General features: G+C 39.8%; 18 protein-coding genes. 11 read left to right on the forward strand and 7 right to left on the reverse strand.

The window, feature by feature from the left end:
• Positions 1-66: 66 nt before the first annotated feature.
• Positions 67-783: a hypothetical protein gene (locus ACH30E_RS13675; protein ID WP_490825354.1), complete on the forward strand. Its 717-nt coding sequence runs from the start codon at positions 67-69 to the stop codon at positions 781-783.
• A 44-nt stretch (positions 784-827) separates the two neighbouring features.
• Here the strand turns inward: ACH30E_RS13675 and ACH30E_RS13680 are convergent, their stop codons facing one another.
• Positions 828-2,003: an acetyl-CoA C-acyltransferase gene (locus ACH30E_RS13680; RefSeq protein WP_490825353.1), complete on the reverse strand. Its 1,176-nt coding sequence runs from the start codon at positions 2,001-2,003 to the stop codon at positions 828-830.
• A 130-nt stretch (positions 2,004-2,133) separates the two neighbouring features.
• Here ACH30E_RS13680 and ACH30E_RS13685 point away from each other — a divergent pair, with 130 nt between their 5' ends.
• From ACH30E_RS13685 to creD, 5 genes are all read left to right on the forward strand, one after another.
• A complete protein-coding gene (locus tag ACH30E_RS13685) occupies positions 2,134-3,174 on the forward strand; it encodes a quinone-dependent dihydroorotate dehydrogenase (RefSeq protein ID WP_490825352.1) in 1,041 nt (346 codons plus the stop codon).
• Between the two features lie 9 nt (positions 3,175-3,183).
• Complete coding sequence (locus tag ACH30E_RS13690) at positions 3,184-3,975, forward strand: TerC family protein (protein ID WP_294997035.1); 792 nt, start codon at positions 3,184-3,186, stop codon at positions 3,973-3,975.
• A gap of 68 nt (positions 3,976-4,043) precedes the next feature.
• A complete protein-coding gene (locus tag ACH30E_RS13695; protein ID WP_490825351.1) occupies positions 4,044-4,682 on the forward strand; it encodes a hypothetical protein in 639 nt (212 codons plus the stop codon).
• On the forward strand, positions 4,679-4,978 hold the full coding sequence (locus ACH30E_RS13700) for a winged helix-turn-helix domain-containing protein (RefSeq protein WP_294997032.1): 300 nt from the start codon (positions 4,679-4,681) through the stop codon (positions 4,976-4,978). Before ACH30E_RS13695 ends, ACH30E_RS13700 begins: the two co-directional genes overlap by 4 nt.
• Positions 4,979-5,019: 41 nt before the next feature.
• Positions 5,020-6,807 (forward strand): cell envelope integrity protein CreD, encoded by a 1,788-nt coding sequence (gene creD, locus ACH30E_RS13705; protein ID WP_490825350.1) that lies wholly within the window; start codon positions 5,020-5,022, stop codon positions 6,805-6,807.
• Between the two features lie 74 nt (positions 6,808-6,881).
• Here the strand turns inward: creD and ACH30E_RS13710 are convergent, their stop codons facing one another.
• From ACH30E_RS13710 to porX, 5 genes are all read right to left on the reverse strand, one after another.
• Complete coding sequence (locus tag ACH30E_RS13710) at positions 6,882-8,024, reverse strand: acyl-CoA dehydrogenase family protein (RefSeq protein ID WP_490825349.1); 1,143 nt, start codon at positions 8,022-8,024, stop codon at positions 6,882-6,884.
• A gap of 150 nt (positions 8,025-8,174) precedes the next feature.
• On the reverse strand, positions 8,175-9,002 hold the full coding sequence (locus ACH30E_RS13715) for a ComEA family DNA-binding protein (protein ID WP_490825348.1): 828 nt from the start codon (positions 9,000-9,002) through the stop codon (positions 8,175-8,177).
• A 130-nt stretch (positions 9,003-9,132) separates the two neighbouring features.
• On the reverse strand, positions 9,133-9,909 hold the full coding sequence (locus ACH30E_RS13720) for an MBL fold metallo-hydrolase (RefSeq protein ID WP_294997023.1): 777 nt from the start codon (positions 9,907-9,909) through the stop codon (positions 9,133-9,135).
• Positions 9,910-9,963: 54 nt separating this feature from the next.
• Entirely contained in the window at positions 9,964-10,236 is a 273-nt protein-coding gene (locus ACH30E_RS13725) for a hypothetical protein (RefSeq protein WP_294997021.1), read from the reverse strand.
• Between the two features lie 364 nt (positions 10,237-10,600).
• Positions 10,601-12,157, reverse strand: coding sequence for a T9SS response regulator signal transducer PorX (gene porX, locus ACH30E_RS13730; protein WP_490825347.1), 1,557 nt, complete (start codon positions 12,155-12,157; stop codon positions 10,601-10,603).
• 205 nt (positions 12,158-12,362) lie between these two features.
• On the opposite strand from porX, the gene ACH30E_RS13735 reads away from it, so the two are divergent.
• The 5 genes from ACH30E_RS13735 to ACH30E_RS13755 all read left to right on the forward strand — a co-directional run bounded on the left by ACH30E_RS13735 (position 12,363) and on the right by ACH30E_RS13755 (position 17,755).
• Complete coding sequence (locus ACH30E_RS13735) at positions 12,363-13,577, forward strand: HD domain-containing protein (protein WP_490825346.1); 1,215 nt, start codon at positions 12,363-12,365, stop codon at positions 13,575-13,577.
• A 117-nt stretch (positions 13,578-13,694) separates the two neighbouring features.
• The gene (gene lpxD / locus ACH30E_RS13740; RefSeq protein WP_490825345.1) at positions 13,695-14,750 is read left to right on the forward strand and encodes a UDP-3-O-(3-hydroxymyristoyl)glucosamine N-acyltransferase; all 1,056 of its coding nucleotides are present in this window, start codon (positions 13,695-13,697) and stop codon (positions 14,748-14,750) included.
• A gap of 115 nt (positions 14,751-14,865) precedes the next feature.
• The gene (locus ACH30E_RS13745; protein WP_490825344.1) at positions 14,866-16,272 is read left to right on the forward strand and encodes a bifunctional UDP-3-O-[3-hydroxymyristoyl] N-acetylglucosamine deacetylase/3-hydroxyacyl-ACP dehydratase; all 1,407 of its coding nucleotides are present in this window, start codon (positions 14,866-14,868) and stop codon (positions 16,270-16,272) included.
• Positions 16,273-16,310: 38 nt separating this feature from the next.
• On the forward strand, positions 16,311-17,108 hold the full coding sequence (gene lpxA / locus ACH30E_RS13750) for an acyl-ACP--UDP-N-acetylglucosamine O-acyltransferase (RefSeq protein WP_294990320.1): 798 nt from the start codon (positions 16,311-16,313) through the stop codon (positions 17,106-17,108).
• A 29-nt stretch (positions 17,109-17,137) separates the two neighbouring features.
• A complete protein-coding gene (locus ACH30E_RS13755; protein ID WP_294990317.1) occupies positions 17,138-17,755 on the forward strand; it encodes an ABC transporter ATP-binding protein in 618 nt (205 codons plus the stop codon).
• 68 nt (positions 17,756-17,823) lie between these two features.
• Here ACH30E_RS13755 and ACH30E_RS13760 read toward each other — a convergent pair whose 3' ends face one another.
• Positions 17,824-18,933 carry a sensor histidine kinase gene (locus tag ACH30E_RS13760; protein WP_490825343.1) on the reverse strand — a complete coding sequence of 370 codons (1,110 nt, stop codon included), beginning with the start codon at positions 18,931-18,933 and terminating at the stop codon, positions 17,824-17,826.
• Positions 18,934-18,936: the final 3 nt, after the last annotated feature.

The raw sequence follows: 18,936 nt of genomic DNA on the forward strand, positions 1-18,936 counted from the left end.
TCATCACATATAAATCACCCATTCGCACGTATGTAGCTGAATATCTTTGCGTTGAAATTAAAATTCATGAAAATCAGTTCTCTAATCCTGGCAACTATACTATTCATAGGTTCTGGCACAACGGGATGTAAAAGTTTGTCATTCACCCAAAAAACGATACCGCCAGAGATTCCCATTAGCGATTTTTCAAAATCAATTGTTCTAATTGATGCAGGTGATGTTTATACCCCAGGACTAGCCATTACAAAGAAAAGAGAAGCGGTTGTAACCAGTATTAAAAATGCATACTTCTCTAATCTGCCTGATGTGCTGAAAAAAGATCTACAGGTAACCGTTTTCAGAGACACCATATTAACCGATGATGAAAAAAGCCGCTTACTGCAAAATGATGATAGAGTAAGATTAAAACTAGCTACGAAGTATCAGGCAAATATTTTCATATTGATTCAAAATTATGAAGGAGGTTTTTCGCAGGATGAAGTGGTACGCACCAAAAATGACAATGGTGGCACCGATAAAACTGCTTATTATTCAGTATTCTTCAATACAGACATCACCGTTATTCAGGGCGACCAGTTATACCGCAAAAGAATTATGGCTAGCAGACATCACTCAAAACGATCAGTTTTTAGCGGACTACTTGCCAGAGGGCCCGGTTATGAAGCCAATAAAAAAGACATTGCCGCAATGGCCAACAGGAATGCCAGTAACCTATCTGGACTATTTCGTGAAAGAAAGGGTTTTGTGAATGGCCGGGGCGAATTTGTTGAAGGAAGTAAATAGTTATTGGATCATAGCTTGTGGAAAATTATCCGAAAGCCACCCCCTTACATCCGTTCTATAATACCTGCAATACCTTGTCCGCCACCCACACAGGCTGTTACCATCCCATATTTTTTATTGAGTCGATTCATGTCGCTTAATAATTGAACGGTTAATTTACAACCCGTACAACCCAATGGATGACCTAATGCAATGGCCCCGCCATTAATGTTTACGATATCAGGGTTTAAACCAAGTTCACGAATTACTGCCAGCGATTGTGAAGCAAATGCTTCATTTAATTCTATGAGGTCTATATCATTTAAACTCATGGATGCCTGCTTCAACACTTTTGGAATTGCTGCTACCGGACCAATTCCCATTATACGCGGATGTACACCTGCTGATGCACAATTTACCAATCGGCCAATGGGTTTTAAGCCAAGTTCAACCACCATTTTTTCACTCATTACTATTACAAATGCAGCTCCATCACTTGTTTGAGAAGAGTTACCTGCGGTTACTGATCCACCAAGGGCAAATGCAGGTTTCAATTTTGCCAATGCTTCAATATTTGTATCAGCCCTAACGCCTTCATCAGTATCTACAACATAACTGCGAACAGCTTTTTTACCTTTTTCATTCAGGTAAGTTTCTTCAACCGTAATAGGAAGTATTCCCGGTTTGAAATAACCATTTTCAATTGCTTTCATTGCTTTTTGATGCGATTGAAAAGCGAATTGATCCTGGTCTTCACGACTTACATTAAACTCTTTGGCTACTGCTTCAGCGGTAAGTCCCATACTAAGGTAATAGTCAGGTTCTTCCTTCGCTATAGAATATGCCGGAACCGTTTTCCAACCTGCGGTTGGCACCAGGCTCATACTTTCTGTTCCTCCTGCAATAATACAGTCGGCCATGCCTGTGCGTATTTTTGCTGTCGCAAGCGCAATACTCTCCAGTCCACTGGCACAATACCTGTTTATGGTAAAACCTGCCACGTCAATGCCGAGTGCACGCGCTGATATAATTCTTCCGAATTGTAAACCCTGTTCTGCCTCTGGTACTGCATTTCCTACGATCACATCATCTACCCTTTTAGCTTCGAGTTGAGGCACACTGGCCATCAATCCTTTGATCACTTCAACAGCAAGGTCATCGGGACGAAAAAAACGAAACCCGCCACGTTTGCTTTTTGTTACTGCTGTTCTATATCCTGCAACAATATATGCTTCCTGCATAAACTTGATTTTTCCTATCAAATGTAAGGTTTTTTTTAAAAAAAGTTGTTTATGCAACCAAATTTAATGCATTGGTTATGGTACAGTGGGTTTATTCAGGTATATAAATGCACCTTATCTTCGCAACACCATGATTTACCCCCTTATCAGACAACTGCTTTTTTGTTTTCCTCCGGAAGATGTGCACTATTTTTCGATGGACCTGATGCGTTCTGTCGCTGCTTTTTCACCAGTTAAAAAATTGATTAGCAGCCGTTTTGCTTATCATAAAACTGATCTTGAGAAAGAAGTCTTTGGGCTCCGTTTTTCAAACCCGGTTGGTTTAGGGGCTGGTTTCGACAAAAATGCGGTTTACCTGAATGAGCTTGATGCCCTCGGGTTTGGGTTTGTGGAAATAGGAACCGTAACCCCATTACCGCAACCAGGAAATGAGCAACCCCGATTATTCAGGTTACCGGCTGATAAGGCATTGATTAACAGGATGGGATTTAATAACAATGGCGTAAAGGCAGTTGCTGCAAGACTTGCAACCCGAAAAGACCAGGGTTCGAAGTTAATTGTGGGGGGGAATATTGGTAAAAACAAAGTGACTGCTAATGAAGATGCCTGGAAAGATTACAGCATTTGTTTTGAGACCCTTTTCGATTTTGTAGATTATTTTGTGGTGAACGTTAGTTCTCCAAATACACCAGGGTTGAGGGCTCTACAGGAAAAAGATTCTCTCAAACAAATTTTTTCTGTTCTCCAAAACAGCAATCAGTCTAAAGCTAAGCCCAAACCTATTTTGCTGAAAATTGCACCAGACCTTACACAGGAGCAGTTGGATGATATTATTGCACTTTCATTTGAAGTTCAACTGGATGGACTTGTTGCCACTAATACCACCATCAGCCGTGAAAGTTTGCTTACTCCTGCAGCAAAAATTTCAGCAATTGGCGCTGGGGGCTTGAGCGGTAAACCGGTAAAACAAAGGTCAACAGAAGTTGTACAATATCTTTCAAAAGGCACGGATGGAAAAATTCCCATCATTGCCAGCGGTGGTATTTTTACTGGTGCTGATGCGGCGGAAAAATTAGCTGCTGGTGCTACGCTTATTCAAGTTTGGACGGGTTTTATTTATGAAGGACCGTCGATTGTAAAAAATATTTGTAAACACATATCACAAGTTTAAGTACACAAAATGGAACACTTATTTACTTCTGAAAGTCTTATCAGTTTTTTTATCCTGGTAGTACTTGAAATTGTTTTGGGAATTGATAATGTAATCTTCGTGAGCATCATCATGAACCGTATGGAAAAAAGGCACCAGAAGAAAGCCCGTGTATTGTGGATGGTTATGGGAATGATTACCCGTATCATTTTATTATTTGGTTTAGGATGGCTTCTTTCACAAAAAGGCAAACCAGTGATCAGTGCAATGGGCAAAGATTTCGATCTTGCCAGTCTTGTAATGCTGGCAGGTGGACTTTTCCTGCTTTATAAAACTGTTCGTGAAATACACCATAAATTGGAAGGCGAAGCAGAAGAGGAGCATGGAATTACCAGTAAACGACTAGGTTTTGGGAATGCTATATTTCAGATTATGCTGATTGATATGGTGTTCAGTTTCGACAGTATCATTACTGCCGGAGGTACAGCAAAGCATATTGAGATTATGATCGCCGCAGTGGTAGTTGCTATGGTGGTGATGTTTTTGTTCAGTGCCAATATTGCTCATTTTATCCATAAACACCCTACACTAAAAATGCTGGCGCTCTCCTTTCTGGTGATGATTGGTTTTGTATTAATTGTAGAGGGTTGGGATAGTGTAAATGCACATCAATTACACTTGAAGAATTATGTGTATTTCGCCATGGCATTTTCTTTTATTGTAGAACTGTTGAATATGCGCATGCGAAAAGCACATCGTAAACCAGTGGAACTAAGACACCCGAGGTTACCTGAAGAATCATCTGAATCAAATACACATTAACATTTTTTTTCCTTAAAGACTTGGAAATATGCAAATTGATTACTTACTTTGAATTTCAAAGTGCTTTTATGAATCAGGAGCAAAAACAACTTGAGGCCCTTCAGGACATTAAAGACATGATGAACAGGAGTAGCCGTTTCATCAGTTTAAGTGGATTGAGTGGCATAGCTGCCGGACTATGCGCGCTGGCAGCAACTATCTATATTTGGCCATCATGGTTAAGTTTTACCAACAAAATTCCAAGGGAAAATAATGAGCAGTTGCCTGGTTATACTTATACTGTGCTACAGGTAAATCTTTTAGCTACTGGCATCATCACTTTTGTTGCAGCACTTGCCCTTGCTTTTTTGTTTACCTGGCTCAGAACCAAGAAAACCAATACTTCTCTGATGGGAAGTTCCGCAAAAAGACTAATGATCAATACTGCTATTCCATTGCTGGCAGGCGGCTTTGTTATTCTTCGGTTACTTCAGTTTGAATTGTTTGGACTAATTGCACCGGCATGCCTTATCTTTTACGGTCTTGCATTGCTGAATGGCAGCAAATACACCGTTTCAGAAATCAGGTGGCTGGGAATTTCTGAGATTATACTGGGACTGATTAATTTATGGTTTATTGGTTACGGTCTAATTGCCTGGGCCATTGGTTTTGGCATATTACATATTTTGTATGGTGCTATGATGTGGTGGAAATATGAACGCGTATGAACAACCCGATTGAACACCTGAATAAAGTTTTCGACAGTCGAATCCGGCTCGGCATCATGAGTGCTGTGATGGTAAATGCTGAAGTAAACTTTAATGAACTGAAAGAATTAATTGAAGTTACCGATGGTAACCTGGCCAGCCATTTGAAAACACTGGAAGAAAATAATTATATAAAAGTAAACAAAGGATTTATCGGACGTAAAACAAATACTACTTACGCTGTTACCAAAGCTGGAGAAAAAGCATTTAAAAGCCATCTCGAAGCATTGGAAAAAATGATCAAAGGCATTAAGTAATTTTTTTTACCCTTTCACTTTGTAATTCAAAGCACTTTTAAATGATGTATATAGTTAAATCAAGCTTCAAATTATGGTTCAACAATGTATTGTTGTTCACATTAGGAGTAAATATTTATTTCATACTGGATGATACTGCTTCAAACAGCTTTGTAGATATCCTTCTCCGTATATTCCTTATTTTCTTGGGCAGTTCACTATTCAGTTTCCCTGTATTTCTTTTTTATTTACTTGTATTACCACCTATTAACAGATTAAAGAGAACTACTAAAATCAAATTTCTCTGCATCGCAATAACCAATGTAACCATTGCGCTACTATATACCGTACTATTTCTGAAACTATCGCATGGATTGCACACAGATAATATAATTGATGCAGTCATTTTCTTTCTGGGATTATCCGCATCCAGCTTGCTTGCTTTATTAAACCAAAAATCATTTCTGGTAAACCATTTTTTTATTTCATATTCAAACCTATCTACTATGGACACAACAAACAGTACTGCACTAAGCAATACAGGGCACAATAAAATTTTATACAAAGGCATTGTTACTGGCATTCTCATCCTGGTGATGCTTATTCCGATGATCTTTGTCTCTAATCTGGTAAAGGAAAGAGAACAAAGACGGAAAACCGTTGAAAAAGACGTGAGCGAAAAATGGGCATCGCCTCAAAGATTATCGGGACCATACTTATATGTTCCCTATCAAAAAATAACCAAAGACGAAAAAGGCAAAACCGTTATTACCTATGGTGATTTTTTTATGTTACCCGAGCAAGTTTCCTTCACTGGGAACATTGATACAGAAGAAAGAAGACGTTCCATTTATAAAGTACTATTATATAAAACTCAGTTAGCTGGTTCGGGTAAATTTCAACTCCAACTTCCAAAAGATGTTAGAGAGGATGAGGTACAATGGAACGACATAAAACTTTGCATTGGCATCAGTGATTTTAAAGGTATTGAACAGGAGATTATGGCTAATTTCAAAGGCACTGAATTTAACCTGCTTCCCGGTTTACCTTCTTCTGAAATCGATTCGAATGGTCTTTCTGTTAATGTACCACTAAGCGCGGCCGACCTTGGTACTATTATTGATTTTAGTACAAAGCTTGCAGTTAGGGGAAGTGGTCAATTACATTTTATGCCGCTTGCAGGATCAAGCACCTATAATATTCACTCAAAATGGCCCAGTCCTTCATTCGATGGAAATACCATTCCATCAAATAGAAAAGTTGGCAGGACAGGGTTTAATGCAAGTTGGACATTCAACAAAGCAAACCTACCCTTCACTACCCTTGTAACAGATACCAAGGGTATTAACCAATCGCTTGCATTTGGTGTTAGTTTATTACAACCTGCCAATCAATATGCCCAAACAGACCGTAGCAGTAAATATGCTATCCTCTTAATAGGTTTAAGCTTTGCACTTTTCTTTATCATGGAAATAATGCAAAACAAACCAGTACATCCTGTTCAATATGTATTGGTAGGAATTGCCCTGATTATATTCTACACCTTATTGTTGTCGATCAGTGAAATAGCTAGTTTCAACTTCGCTTATTTTGTTGCTGCCTCAGCTACCATTTTACTGATTACTGTTTATGTACACAGTCATTTTAAGAAAGCAGGTACTGCTGCCTGGTTTACTATTTTGCTTTCGACATTATATGGATTCATTTATATCCTGCTGCGTTTAGAAGATACCGCATTACTGCTTGGCAGTATTGGATTGTTCATCATATTGGCTGCGGTAATGTATGCCAGCAGAAAAATTAACTGGTATCAAACAGTTCCTGATTCAACCCGTGTGGTTACAACTTAGTTTTTTTGGGGGTGGTTTTAAAAAAGTCCCGCTTTCTAGCGGGACTTTGATATAAGCAAGCAATCGAAAAGAGACTAACCGTGTAATACTTCACGTGATATAACAAGTTTCTGTATCTCGGAAGTTCCTTCACCAATAGTACACAATTTTGCGTCACGATAGAACTTTTCTACCGGAAAATCTTTTGTGTATCCATAACCCCCGAAAATCTGAACAGCTTCAGTCGCAGTTTTTACGGCCACCTCACTGGCATAGTATTTTGCCATGGCCCCCTGTTTGGTTACTTTTTGTCCACGGTTTTTAAGGTCACAAGCCTGCCATATCAATAGTTCAGCCGCCATTATTTCTGTGGCCATATCTGCCAGTTTAAAACTGATACCCTGGAAATTACAGATTGGCTGATCAAATTGGTGACGCTCTTTTGAATATTGAACAGCTGCTTCATAAGCGCCTTTAGCTATACCCAGTGAAAGTGCAGCGATGGAAATCCTTCCTCCATCCAGTATTTTCATTGCCTGACGAAAGCCATCACCTACCTCTCCCAGTCTGTTAGCATCTGGAATACGGCAATTTTCAAATATCATTTCTGCCGTTTCACTGGCCCTCATACCTAATTTATTCTCTTTTTTACCGGCTGAAAAGCCTGGTGTACCTCGTTCTACAACAAATGCTGTTGAATTACCACTGGTTCTGGGTTCTCCTGTTCTGCAGATCACTACCGCAATATCTCCACTCTTTCCATGGGTAATCCAGCTCTTGGTGCCATTCAACACCCAGTTATCTCCCTCCTTAACAGCCACTGTTTTCATATTTCCCGCATCACTGCCAGTATTTGGTTCTGTTAATCCCCAGGCACCTATCCACTCCGCAGTTGCCAATGATGGCAGCCATTTCTTTTTTTGTTCCGCTGATCCAAATGTCAATATATGATTGGTACAAAGTGAATTATGCGCAGCCAGGCTAAGGCCTATAGATCCGCATACTTTGGCAATCTCCTGAATAATCACATTGTATTCAAAATATCCTAGTCCTGCTCCTCCATAAGTTTCGGGTACCAACACTCCCATCAACCCCAATTTTCCCATTTCCTTAAAAACAGACACCGGAAATTCCTGACTTTCATCCCAGTCCATTAAGTGGGGACGAATATATTGTTGGGCGAAATCCCTTGCTGTTTGCGCTACCTGTTCTGTAAGTTCTGTCTTCCTGAAATCCATTGCTATAGTTTTAAATAGACGAAGGTTGCCTTACTAAACAATCGTTATCAAGGCAACCTTCTGAAAACAAACGACCGTTTGTTAGTTTTCAATGCAAAAGAATGTCATTTCTCAATACGAACCAAAAAAGCTTACATGCTTAACAGTTTTTTAGTCCAATTGAAAGGCTTTTCTGAGGGCTTCTTCTATTTTTCTATCAAAACCAGCTATTTTTTCTAATTCACCCCAACTTGTAAAAGGTCCGTTGTCCATGCGCCATTTAACAATTAATCGGGCAATCTCGATCGAAATACCCGTTTTCTGAACCAATTGAAAGGCAGAAGCCCGGTTGAGTGATAGCTTCGGAATGCTGGAATTGTTGAGTAAAAGGTAGGGGGTCAGTTTTACTAAAAGACTGTCTTTAAGTCCATAGACATTTTGCAATTCACTAAGCATCGCAAATCCACCAACCTGTTCCCGGTAACGAATAATGCGTTGTGCCAGTTTTTCACCTATTCCGGGGAGCGCCTCCCATGCCTGCTGGTCAGCTTTATTGATATCGATGGCAATTATGAGAGGTTTAGGGTAACTGATTGGCTTTTCTGCGGGTAATACTACAAAAGGAATTAATGCTTCTGCTTGTTCCGGTAATAGTCCCCATATTTTTCTCAGATCAGCAGCCTGTCTGAATCTACCCCCTTTATTTCTGTAATTGATGATACGCTGTGCCAGTTTTTCACTTAAACCCAGCTTCATCCAGGTTTTAAGGTCAATTGTATTGGGATTGAAGGAAAAGAAAGATGCTTTTATTTCTAGAGTATCTTTTTCCTTTTCTTGTCCATGGCTAATCACCATACTTTCTCCAATGGTTACCTCTAAAGGTTTTGTAGGAATAAAATAAGGAAGTACAGATAAAATCAAACAAAGTATTACCAGTACCAGGATACCGGTTCTTTCTTTTTTACTAAAGCTGAAGTAAGGGCGTATTTTATTTTTCATACAATGGTTCACTGTATGCCCTTCTTCCTGAATAATAATTTATGTATAGCCGTTAGGTGTTAGCCATTAGCATTTATGCACCTATACCCCTCAACACTTGCCGCCAGAATATTACTTGCTTTGATGCACGTTATAAACTAACCTGTAATCCGTCATGAGCAAGTTTCATGTGCGATGGCAATGTTGTGTTAACGGATTCATGTGTTCCTAACTGATGGCTGATATGTGTAAAGTAAACTTCAGGCACTTTAAGTTCATTGGCTAGGTCGATGGCTTCCTGTAAAGTAAAATGTGAGATATGTGGTTCATTTCGCAAAGCATTTAACACCAGCACCTTGCTTCCGCGTATTTTTTCCTTCTCTCTTTCTTCAATCCTGTTTGCATCTGTGATATAAGTAAAATCTCCAAATCGAAAGCCCAATACCGGCATTTTATAGTGCATTACTTCTATCGGCAATACCGGAATATCACCAACCTGAAATGCCTGTAAGTCAATGTTGATAAGGTTTAGTTCTGGCACACCAGGATAACGGGTATCTGAAAATGCATAATAATAATCGCGCCTTAATGCTTCTTCGGTGAGTGTATTTGCATAAATATCCATGGGCTTTCTGGTAAAATAATTGTAAGCCCTGATATCATCCAGTCCGGCGAGGTGATCTTTATGCGGATGGGTATATAAAACCGCATCAAGTTTTCTATTATTGATGCGTAGCATCTGGTAACGAAAATCGGGTGTTGTATCCACTACAATAGTAGTCGTTGGTGATTCCACCAATATACTGCTACGCAGACGTTTGTCTTTTTTATCAGGAGAAGTACAAACAGTACAATCGCATCCGATCATGGGCACACCACTGCTGGTGCCTGTTCCTAAAAATGTTATTGTAAGCTTTGGAATGGTCACGGCCCAAATCTATGTAAATATGGGGAGATGAGACCGCGTATTTCCCGCAAAAAATCAGGCTGCAGTGGCCGATTTTTTCACCACTTCTTCATAAAGTTTCTGAGACTCAAGTGTTAGCTTGTCGTAATCGATGGTTAACTGTGGTATAATTTCCATCAGGGTGTTAATGCGACCTTCTATGTTTAAGAATTTATTCAGTACTACTATGCGCTTTGCCTCCAGCAGGCACCAGCCACTTTGAAAAGTACCTCTTTCATATCTTACTACATATCCTGATTCTCCGAGAATATCTTCCAGTTTGTCTAAAGTAGTTTGCGTGTATTTCATGGTCAATACGGTCTTTAGTAATGCTATGACACAACAAATGTACCACTCCGCCGGGGTTTAGGCTTGCCCGGCTGGTAATTAGTTATTCACATAATGGAAAGCTGCAGGCTTCAAGCTGCAAGCTACAAGCCATGGAAATCGCTAGGTCAAGCTTCTAGCCGCTAGCTGCTGGCTGCTAGTTTTTTTATCAACTTAACCATCCACAAGTTTAATTGGATAATTAAATATTTATTTTCAGTAGTTTTTTTCAAAACAAACTCGCAAGCCTTGTCATTTATTCAAATAATAGCAGAAAACCTAAAACAAGCACTAATCAAGGCTAGCAGCTAGAGGCTTGTAGCTTGTAGCGTGAAGCCTGCAGCTACTATTTACTTACCATCTTAATAATCGGAACAACCATTTCTTCTAAACTTATTCCTCCATGCTGAAAAGTATTTTTGTAATAGTTCACGTAGTGGTTATAATTATTGGGGTAGCATAAAAAGTCGTCCTCCTTGGCGAAAATATAGGATGAATTTACATTGGGCACCGGCAGGCCCGCTTCTTTGGGATCTCTGAATGCCAGCACATCTTTTGTCTCATAATTAAGGTTACGTCCATGTTTATACCGCAGATTGGTAGTGGTTTGCTTATCCCCAATAACTTTATGGGGTGTTTTAACCCTTACACTACCATGGTCTGTAGCAAGTACAATTTTAATGGGCTTATCAGCAATTTTTTTCAATGCCTGGTGCAATGGACTATGTTCGAACCAACTACGGGTTAAACTTCTGTAACTGGCTTCATCGCTTGCCAGTTCTTTCAGCACTTCCATTTCGGTTCTTGCATGACTCAGCATATCAACAAAATTGTAAACAATCACATTCAAATCGTTGTCCAGCAAATTATGCATATTGTTTACCAATTGCTGACCATCCTGATGGTTGAGGATTTTATGGTAGCTTATTTTAAGGTCATCTCTCTTTAATTTTTTTAGTTGAGCCCTGAAAAAAGTTTCTTCTTCATTATTTTTTCCCCCTTCGTCGTCATCATTTTTCCACAAATTCGGAAACTGTTTTTCTATTTCTATCGGCATCATTCCCGCAAAAATGGCATTCCGGCAATATTGGGTTGCGGTTGGCAAAATTGAATAGAAGGTTTCTTCTTCCAATATGCGGAAACTCTCTGCAAATATGGGTTGTATGGCTTTCCACTGGTCGAAACGAAGGTTGTCTATCAGGATAAAAAAAGTAGGAATACCCTTCTCAACATGTGGTAAAATCTTGAATTGAAAAAGCTGATGACTCATAATGGGCGATTCACTTGATTTAGGTGACACCCATGAAGCATAGTTTTTACTGATAAATTTAAAAAACTCAGTGTTGGCCTCCTGCTTTTGTGTTTGAAACACTTCCCTCATTTCCGGGCTATCACTTTTTTCCATTTCCAGTTCCCAATAAACCAGTTTTTTATAGATATCCATCCACTGATTAAAATCGGGATTATCATTCAAGGCCATGAACAGGTTTCTGAATTGCTGCTGGTATGCTGTGGTTGTTGTTTCTGCTACCAGTCTTTTGTTGTCGATTAGTTTTTTTAAACTGAGCAAAACCTGATTGGGATTTACTGGTTTAATGAGATAATCGCTGATCTGTCGGCCGATAGCTTCATTCATCAGGTTCTCCGTTTCATTTTTGGTAATTAACACAACTGGGATAGCTGCATTTACTTCCTTTATACGAACCAGTGTTTCCAGACCAGTGATGCCAGGCATGGTTTCATCCATCAGTACAATATCAACAGGTTGATTGCTTACATATTCAATGGCATCAAATCCATTGGTTAGGGTAATAACCGTGTACCCTTTTTGTTCAAGGAATATTTTTTGCGATTGAAGGCTTTCTATTTCATCGTCAACCCATAAAATGGTAGCTAGTGGCATAAGCAGTGCTTAATTGTTACAACCCCGGATGTTCCGGTGCAGTTCAAAATAATTAAATAAATGCGATAGTGTAACAATTTCCGATAGGCGGGAGCTATTTCAGTACAGCTTTAAAGGGTAAATCTATTTCATTCCAACATATCAAGTATCTCTTTGTATTTTTGCCGACTGTCCCGATGGCCAATTTAACAAATCAACAACAGGTATGTCTGAGCTAAAAAGGAAAATCATCAATGACCCGGTTTATGGTTTTATTACCATTAATCACCCATTGATATTTGATATTATTTCACACCCCTATTACCAGCGGCTTCGCAATATCAAACAAATGGCTATGGCGCAACTGGTATACCCGGGTGCCGTACATACCCGTTTGCATCATTCCCTAGGCGCCTATCATTTAATGGGCAATGCCGTAAATGAACTCCGGAACAAGGGCATTGAAATATCACCTGATGAAGAAATTGCCGTTAAAGCAGCCATCCTTTTGCATGATGTTGGTCATGGCCCCTGTTCACACGCCCTGGAACATGAGGTTATACAAGGAGTGCATCATGAACAACTATCGCTTCAGATCATGCAAAAAATGAATCGCGATCTGGACAACCAACTTTCTTTAGCGATTGCCATTTTTACCGACAAATACCATAAACCTTTCCTGCACCAGTTAATTAGCGGCCAGTTGGATGTAGACCGTATGGATTACCTTACCCGAGACAGTTTTTTCTGTGGGGTTAGTGAGGGAGTAATTGGCTATGACCGAATATTGAAAATGCTGATGGTGCATGATGGACAATTAATGGTAGAAGAAAAAGGCATTTATAGTGTTGAAAAATTTTTGGTCGCAAGAAGACAAATGTACTGGCAGGTCTACCTGCATAAAACTGTTTTGTCTGCCGAAAAGATGCTGGTCAAAATACTTCAGCGTGTTCGTAGCATTTACAATGCAGCAGATCTGGCATTACAAACCCAATCTGCACTTGATTACTTCCTGGGCGATTTCAATGGTCAGATGAATGACGATACCCTGGATCTATTTTGCTCGCTGGATGATCACGACATCATGCATGCCCTTAAACGATGGTCCAAACACCCCGACAAAATTCTTTCCCTACTCTGTTCCCGGTTTTTAAACAGGCAACTATATAAATCGAGGATACAATCAGATATTTTTTCTACTGAATTTGTTAAGGAAAAAGAAAATCAGGCTTCTATAAAATTTGGCATTCCGCTTGCAGATATCCATTATGTGTGTTTCACAGGTGAAGCAACCAATACCCTTTATCAAACTTTTGATGAACGCATCAATATTTTGTTTAAGGGAGGTGAGGTGAAAGATATTTCAGCGGTTGATAATGCCCTGATTCATCAAATTCTTTCTGCACCAGTTAAAAAAAATTACATTTGTTTATTGACATAGCAGTAGCTTAAAGTTAATGGACCATAGTCCATAGACCATCAAGCATCGACAATTGGCTATGGTCTATCGACCAATGACCATGACCCATGCGCTATCTGCCAAACTAAATCACGCTGTATGCAATTTACCGCTGCACAAATTTCGATGCTAATAAACGGCAAACTTGAGGGTGACCCTACCTTAGCCGTACACTCTTTCGGAAAAATTGAAGAAGCTGTGTCTGGCCAACTATCCTTCCTGGCCAACCCTAAATATGAAGAATATCTTTATTGTACCAAAGCATCGGTTATCATTATTAATGAATCACTGGTTTTAAAACAAAACATTAAGAATACCCTGATTCGTGTACCCGATGCTTATTCAGCATTCGCTACTCTTCTCACCAAATACCAGGAGTTGATGACCCAGCAATTAACTGGCATACAAGAGCCAAGTTATATTGCTAAAACAGCCAGTATTGGCGAACAAGTATTTATCGGAGCATTTGCACATATTGGTGAACATGTTAAAATTGGCAAACAGGTAAAAATATTTCCCGGCGTTGTGTTAGGAGATAATGTGCAGGTTGGCGACAACACCATATTACATGCAGGCGTAAAAATTTACCACGATTGTACCATCGCTGATCATGTTGTAGTACATGCGGGTGCTGTTATTGGCAGCGACGGTTTTGGATTTGCCCCACAGGGTGATGGCACTTTTAAAAAAGTACCCCAGATAGGCAATGTAGTTGTTGAGAGCCATGTGGAAATTGGTGCCAACGCTACCATCGATCGCGCAACAATGGGCTCTACTATTATTCGTACTGGTGCAAAGTTGGATAACCTGGTTCAAATTGCCCACAATGTGGAAGTTGGTTCTAATACCGTTATCGCTGCCCAAACAGGCGTAAGTGGCAGTACCAAAATTGGTAAATCTGTAATGATTGGCGGACAAACCGGAATTGCAGGTCACCTTACCATTGCCGATGGAAGCAAAATCAATGGACAAAGTGGTATTACAAAAAATATCAAAGAGCCTAACCGAACATTAACCGGCACCCCAGCCGATGATTTTACCCGCTCCTTAAGAGCCCAGGCCCACCTGAGAAACCTCCCGGAACTTGAAAAAAGGGTTAAAGAACTTGAAAAACTGGTTGAACAACTGATTGCCGATCGTGTAAATGCCTCCTAAAAGACTAATTAACCGTCCTTAAATCTTATTTTTGCATTATATTCTCAATCAAGGGGTTGGTGAATTAGCCTTCCTCTTTACAGGATTTGATTGATTCTCAGGAAAAAAAAGCAGCATGGACAATAATTTTAATCCCGACAAGCAACATACCCTTAATAGTGCCATCAGCATTAGCGGCACCGGTTTACATACAGGCGTTTTGGTTGATATGATATTGAAACCAGCCAATCCCGGATTTGGTATTCAATTCCAGCGTGTAGATCTGCCTGGTCAGCCAATTATTAAGGCAGATTGCGATCTGGTTACCGATACCAGCAGGGGAACCACCCTCCAGGTTGGTGACGCGAAAGTGAGCACCGTAGAGCACGTATTAGCAGCATTGGTAGGAATGGGTGTTGATAATGTTTTGATTGAATTAAACGGGCCAGAAATTCCAATTATGGATGGTAGTTCAGCTCCATTCATAGAATTAATAGCCAAAACAGGCGTATTACAACAAGAAGCCGCAAAAGCCTGGTATAGCCTTGATGAAAATATTTACCACTACGACGATGCCAAGCGTGTTGAAATGGTGGCATTACCCGCATTGGATTATCAAATAACCACACTGATCGACTTTAACAGTCCGGTGCTCGGAACCCAACATGCAGGACTAAAAACCATCAAAGACTTTAAAACGGAAATAGCTCCTTGCCGTACATTCTGTTTCTTGCATGAGCTTGAAATGTTGCTCGATAATGACCTTATTAAAGGCGGTGATATCAATAATGCAATTGTAGTTGTAGACAAGCCAATCACAGATGCTGAAATGGATCGTTTGGCAAAAGTGTTCAAACGCGATAAAATTGAAGTAAAAAGTGAAGGTTACCTGAATAACCTTGAGCTGAGGTTCCCGAATGAACCTGCTCGTCATAAATTATTAGATGTGGTTGGTGACCTTGCCCTCATCGGATACCCTATTAAAGCAAGAATTATTGCTAACCGTCCGGGGCATAGCAGCAATGTTGAATTTGCTAAAAAAATCAAACAGTACATCAAGAAGAACAAACATGTGAAAGATGTGCCTGTTTACGATCCAACCATGCCGCCTATTTTCCCATTGGAAAAAATTGAAAAAACATTACCGCATCGTCATCCATTCTTATTGGTCGATAAAATAATTGAGTTGACAGACACGCATATCGTAGGTGTTAAGAATGTAACTTTCAATGAGTGGTTTTTCCCTGGTCACTTTCCTGGCAATCCGGTAATGCCGGGTGTATTGCAAATTGAAGCACTGGCACAAACGGGTGGTATTCTTTGTATTAATTCAATGCCGGAAGGACAGTATGATACTTATTTCCTTAAAATAGATAATTGTAAATTCAAACAAATGGTACGTCCCGGTGATACCATGTTACTCAAAATGGAATTTACAGGTCCTATTCGTCGCGGTATATGTGAAATGAGAGGTACCGTTTATGTAGGAGGAAAAGTTGCCACCGAAGCTGATCTAGTAGCGCAAATCGTAAAAAGACCTTAACCAATCCCTACCCAATTTAATAACAGAACCCAGCAACAATGACGCATCCTTATACCTACATAGATCCAAATGCAAGGGTAGCACCCAATGTAAAGATCGACCCATTTACCGTTATCCATGGCGATGTACAGATTGGCGAGGGTACCTGGATCGGTAGTAATGTTACCATAATGGATGGCACCAGAATTGGTAAAAACTGCAGAATCTTCCCAGGCGCCGTATTAGGAGCGATTCCACAGGATTTAAAATTTGCCGGCGAAAGAACCACTGTTGAAATAGGCGACAATACCACTATACGCGAATTTGTAACCATCAACCGGGGAACTACTGATCGCTGGAAAACCAAAGTAGGCAGTAACTGCCTGATTATGGCATACAGCCATATTGCACACGATTGCTTAATAGGTGATAATTGCATTCTCAGTAACAGTGTGCAGCTTGCAGGACATGTGGTGATGGGCGATTGGGCCTGGATCGCGGGTGTGAGTGCTGTTCACCAATTTGTAACCATTGGTCAACATGCTTATATCGCAGGAGGTAGTCTGGTGAGTAAAGATGTTCCCCCATATATCAAAGCAGTCCGTAATCCATTAAGTTATGGTGGCGTTAACAGCGTAGGCTTAAAAAGAAGAGGATTTGAACTTGAGAAAATCAACCATATCCTCGATATCTATCGTATAATTTTCAATAAAGGGCTGAATACTTCACAAGCGCTGGAATTTATTGAAGAAGAATTAACCGCAAGCGATGAGCGTGATGAAATCGTAACGTTTATTCGTGAAAGCGGACGTGGTATTATCAAGCGCTTTACTAAAGGTGCCACCGAAGAAGACTAACACAACCTTCAATTCAATTTTTTGCAATTATGCAGATTCAACTCTCGGATGCAGGTAAAAAATTTAACCGGGAATGGATATTCCGCGGAATTAATTTCACCTTTCAATCCGGGGTTAGTTATGCTATTACTGGCCCCAATGGAAGCGGCAAAAGCACTTTATTACAAGCCATCGCAGGAAGTATGCAGTTAGCAGCCGGAAGTATTGAGTGGATGGAAAACAATCAGTCAATTGCACCAGAAAAAATTTATACCCGCCTCTCAATGGCAGCCCCTTACCTGGAGCTGATTGAAGAAATGACCGCAAAAGAATTTTTACAATTCCATGCCTCTTTCAAACCTTTGTTGCCTGTTCTTACCATTGATACCATACTTCAACTCATTGGACTCGAAAAAGCAGCAGACAAACAAATACGTTTTTATAGCAGCGGTATGAAACAAAGGGTTAAACTGGCGCAGGCCCTTTTCAGTGATGTACCTTTACTTCTGCTAGATGAACCCTGTACCAACCTCGACAGTGCAGGTTATCAGCTATACCATGAATTACTCAGCAACTATTGCAAAGATAAAACCATCATCGTCAGCAGCAACGATGTTCAGGAAATAGACTTTTGTAAAGAAATAATTCAGGTTACCAACTATAAGTAAACAGCAGAATTTCGAAATTAATATTCGCTACTCATCACTCACCCTGACTACTCACTATTCACAATTCACTACTTCATCCATTGAAAATAAAACACACTTCCTTCTCCTTTCGTTGATTCTACCCATATTTTTCCACCTTGCTCTTCTACAATAATTTTAAGCAGGTTTAAACCAATACCAGTACTGCTGTCTCTTTGAGATTGGTTATTGGTTATTTCAAATAACTTAAAAATCCGGTTTTTATCTTCATCTTCTATACCTGGGCCATTGTCTTTTACGAAAAATTCATAAAAGCCTTCCTTTTCAGCAAAGCCGATTTGAATCAGCCCCTGTGGTTTATCATTATACTTAATAGCATTACTGATAAGGTTTTGAAACACCTGCTCGAGTTTTACCTTTTTGGTTTGGATAACGGGTAACTGATTGAGTATTTGAATTTGTATGTTCTTTGGAGGGAACAATAAAGACACTAGTTGTTCAACCATTAAATGTACATCTGTTGACTCAATAGTTTGTTGGGAGAGGCTTGTGGTAGAATATTCCAACAAAGCCATAATCATTTCAGACAATCGCCCTGATGCCTGGTAAACCATATCAATATTCTCTTTCACTTCCTGATTAGCTACAACATGCGGATCGTTTTTAATCAATTCCAGCATCATAATTACAGATGAAAGAGGTGATTTGAGGTCATGAGAAACGATGTATACAAATTTTTCGAGTTGTTTATTTATACGATCAAGTTCTGTTAAGGCAGTCTTTAAACGGAATTGGTTAAAATAAAGCTGTTCAAATACATTCACCTTTGCCCTTACCACGTTTATATCTAGCGGCTTCTGAAGGTAGTCTACGGCGCCTTCGGCAAATCCTTTTAAAACATATTGTTCTTCTCTGCTTAAGGCTGTTACAAAAATGATGGATATATCTTTTGTTCTGGGGTTTGATTTAAGTATACGTGCTACTTCAAAGCCATCCATTTCTGGCATTTGCACATCAAGCATAATCAGCCCAATATGTTCATACTTTAGAATATGTTTCAAAGCTTCGTTACCAGATGCTGCTTTAATAAAGGTTCTACCAGGCTTCAAAAGTATTTGTTCCAGCGACAGCAGGTTTTCAGGTCTGTCGTCAACCAGTAGAATGGTAAAATCTTGGTAAGGTATGGGCGGAATATTCATGTC

The organism is Sediminibacterium sp. FW305-C-61 (assembly GCF_058231065.1).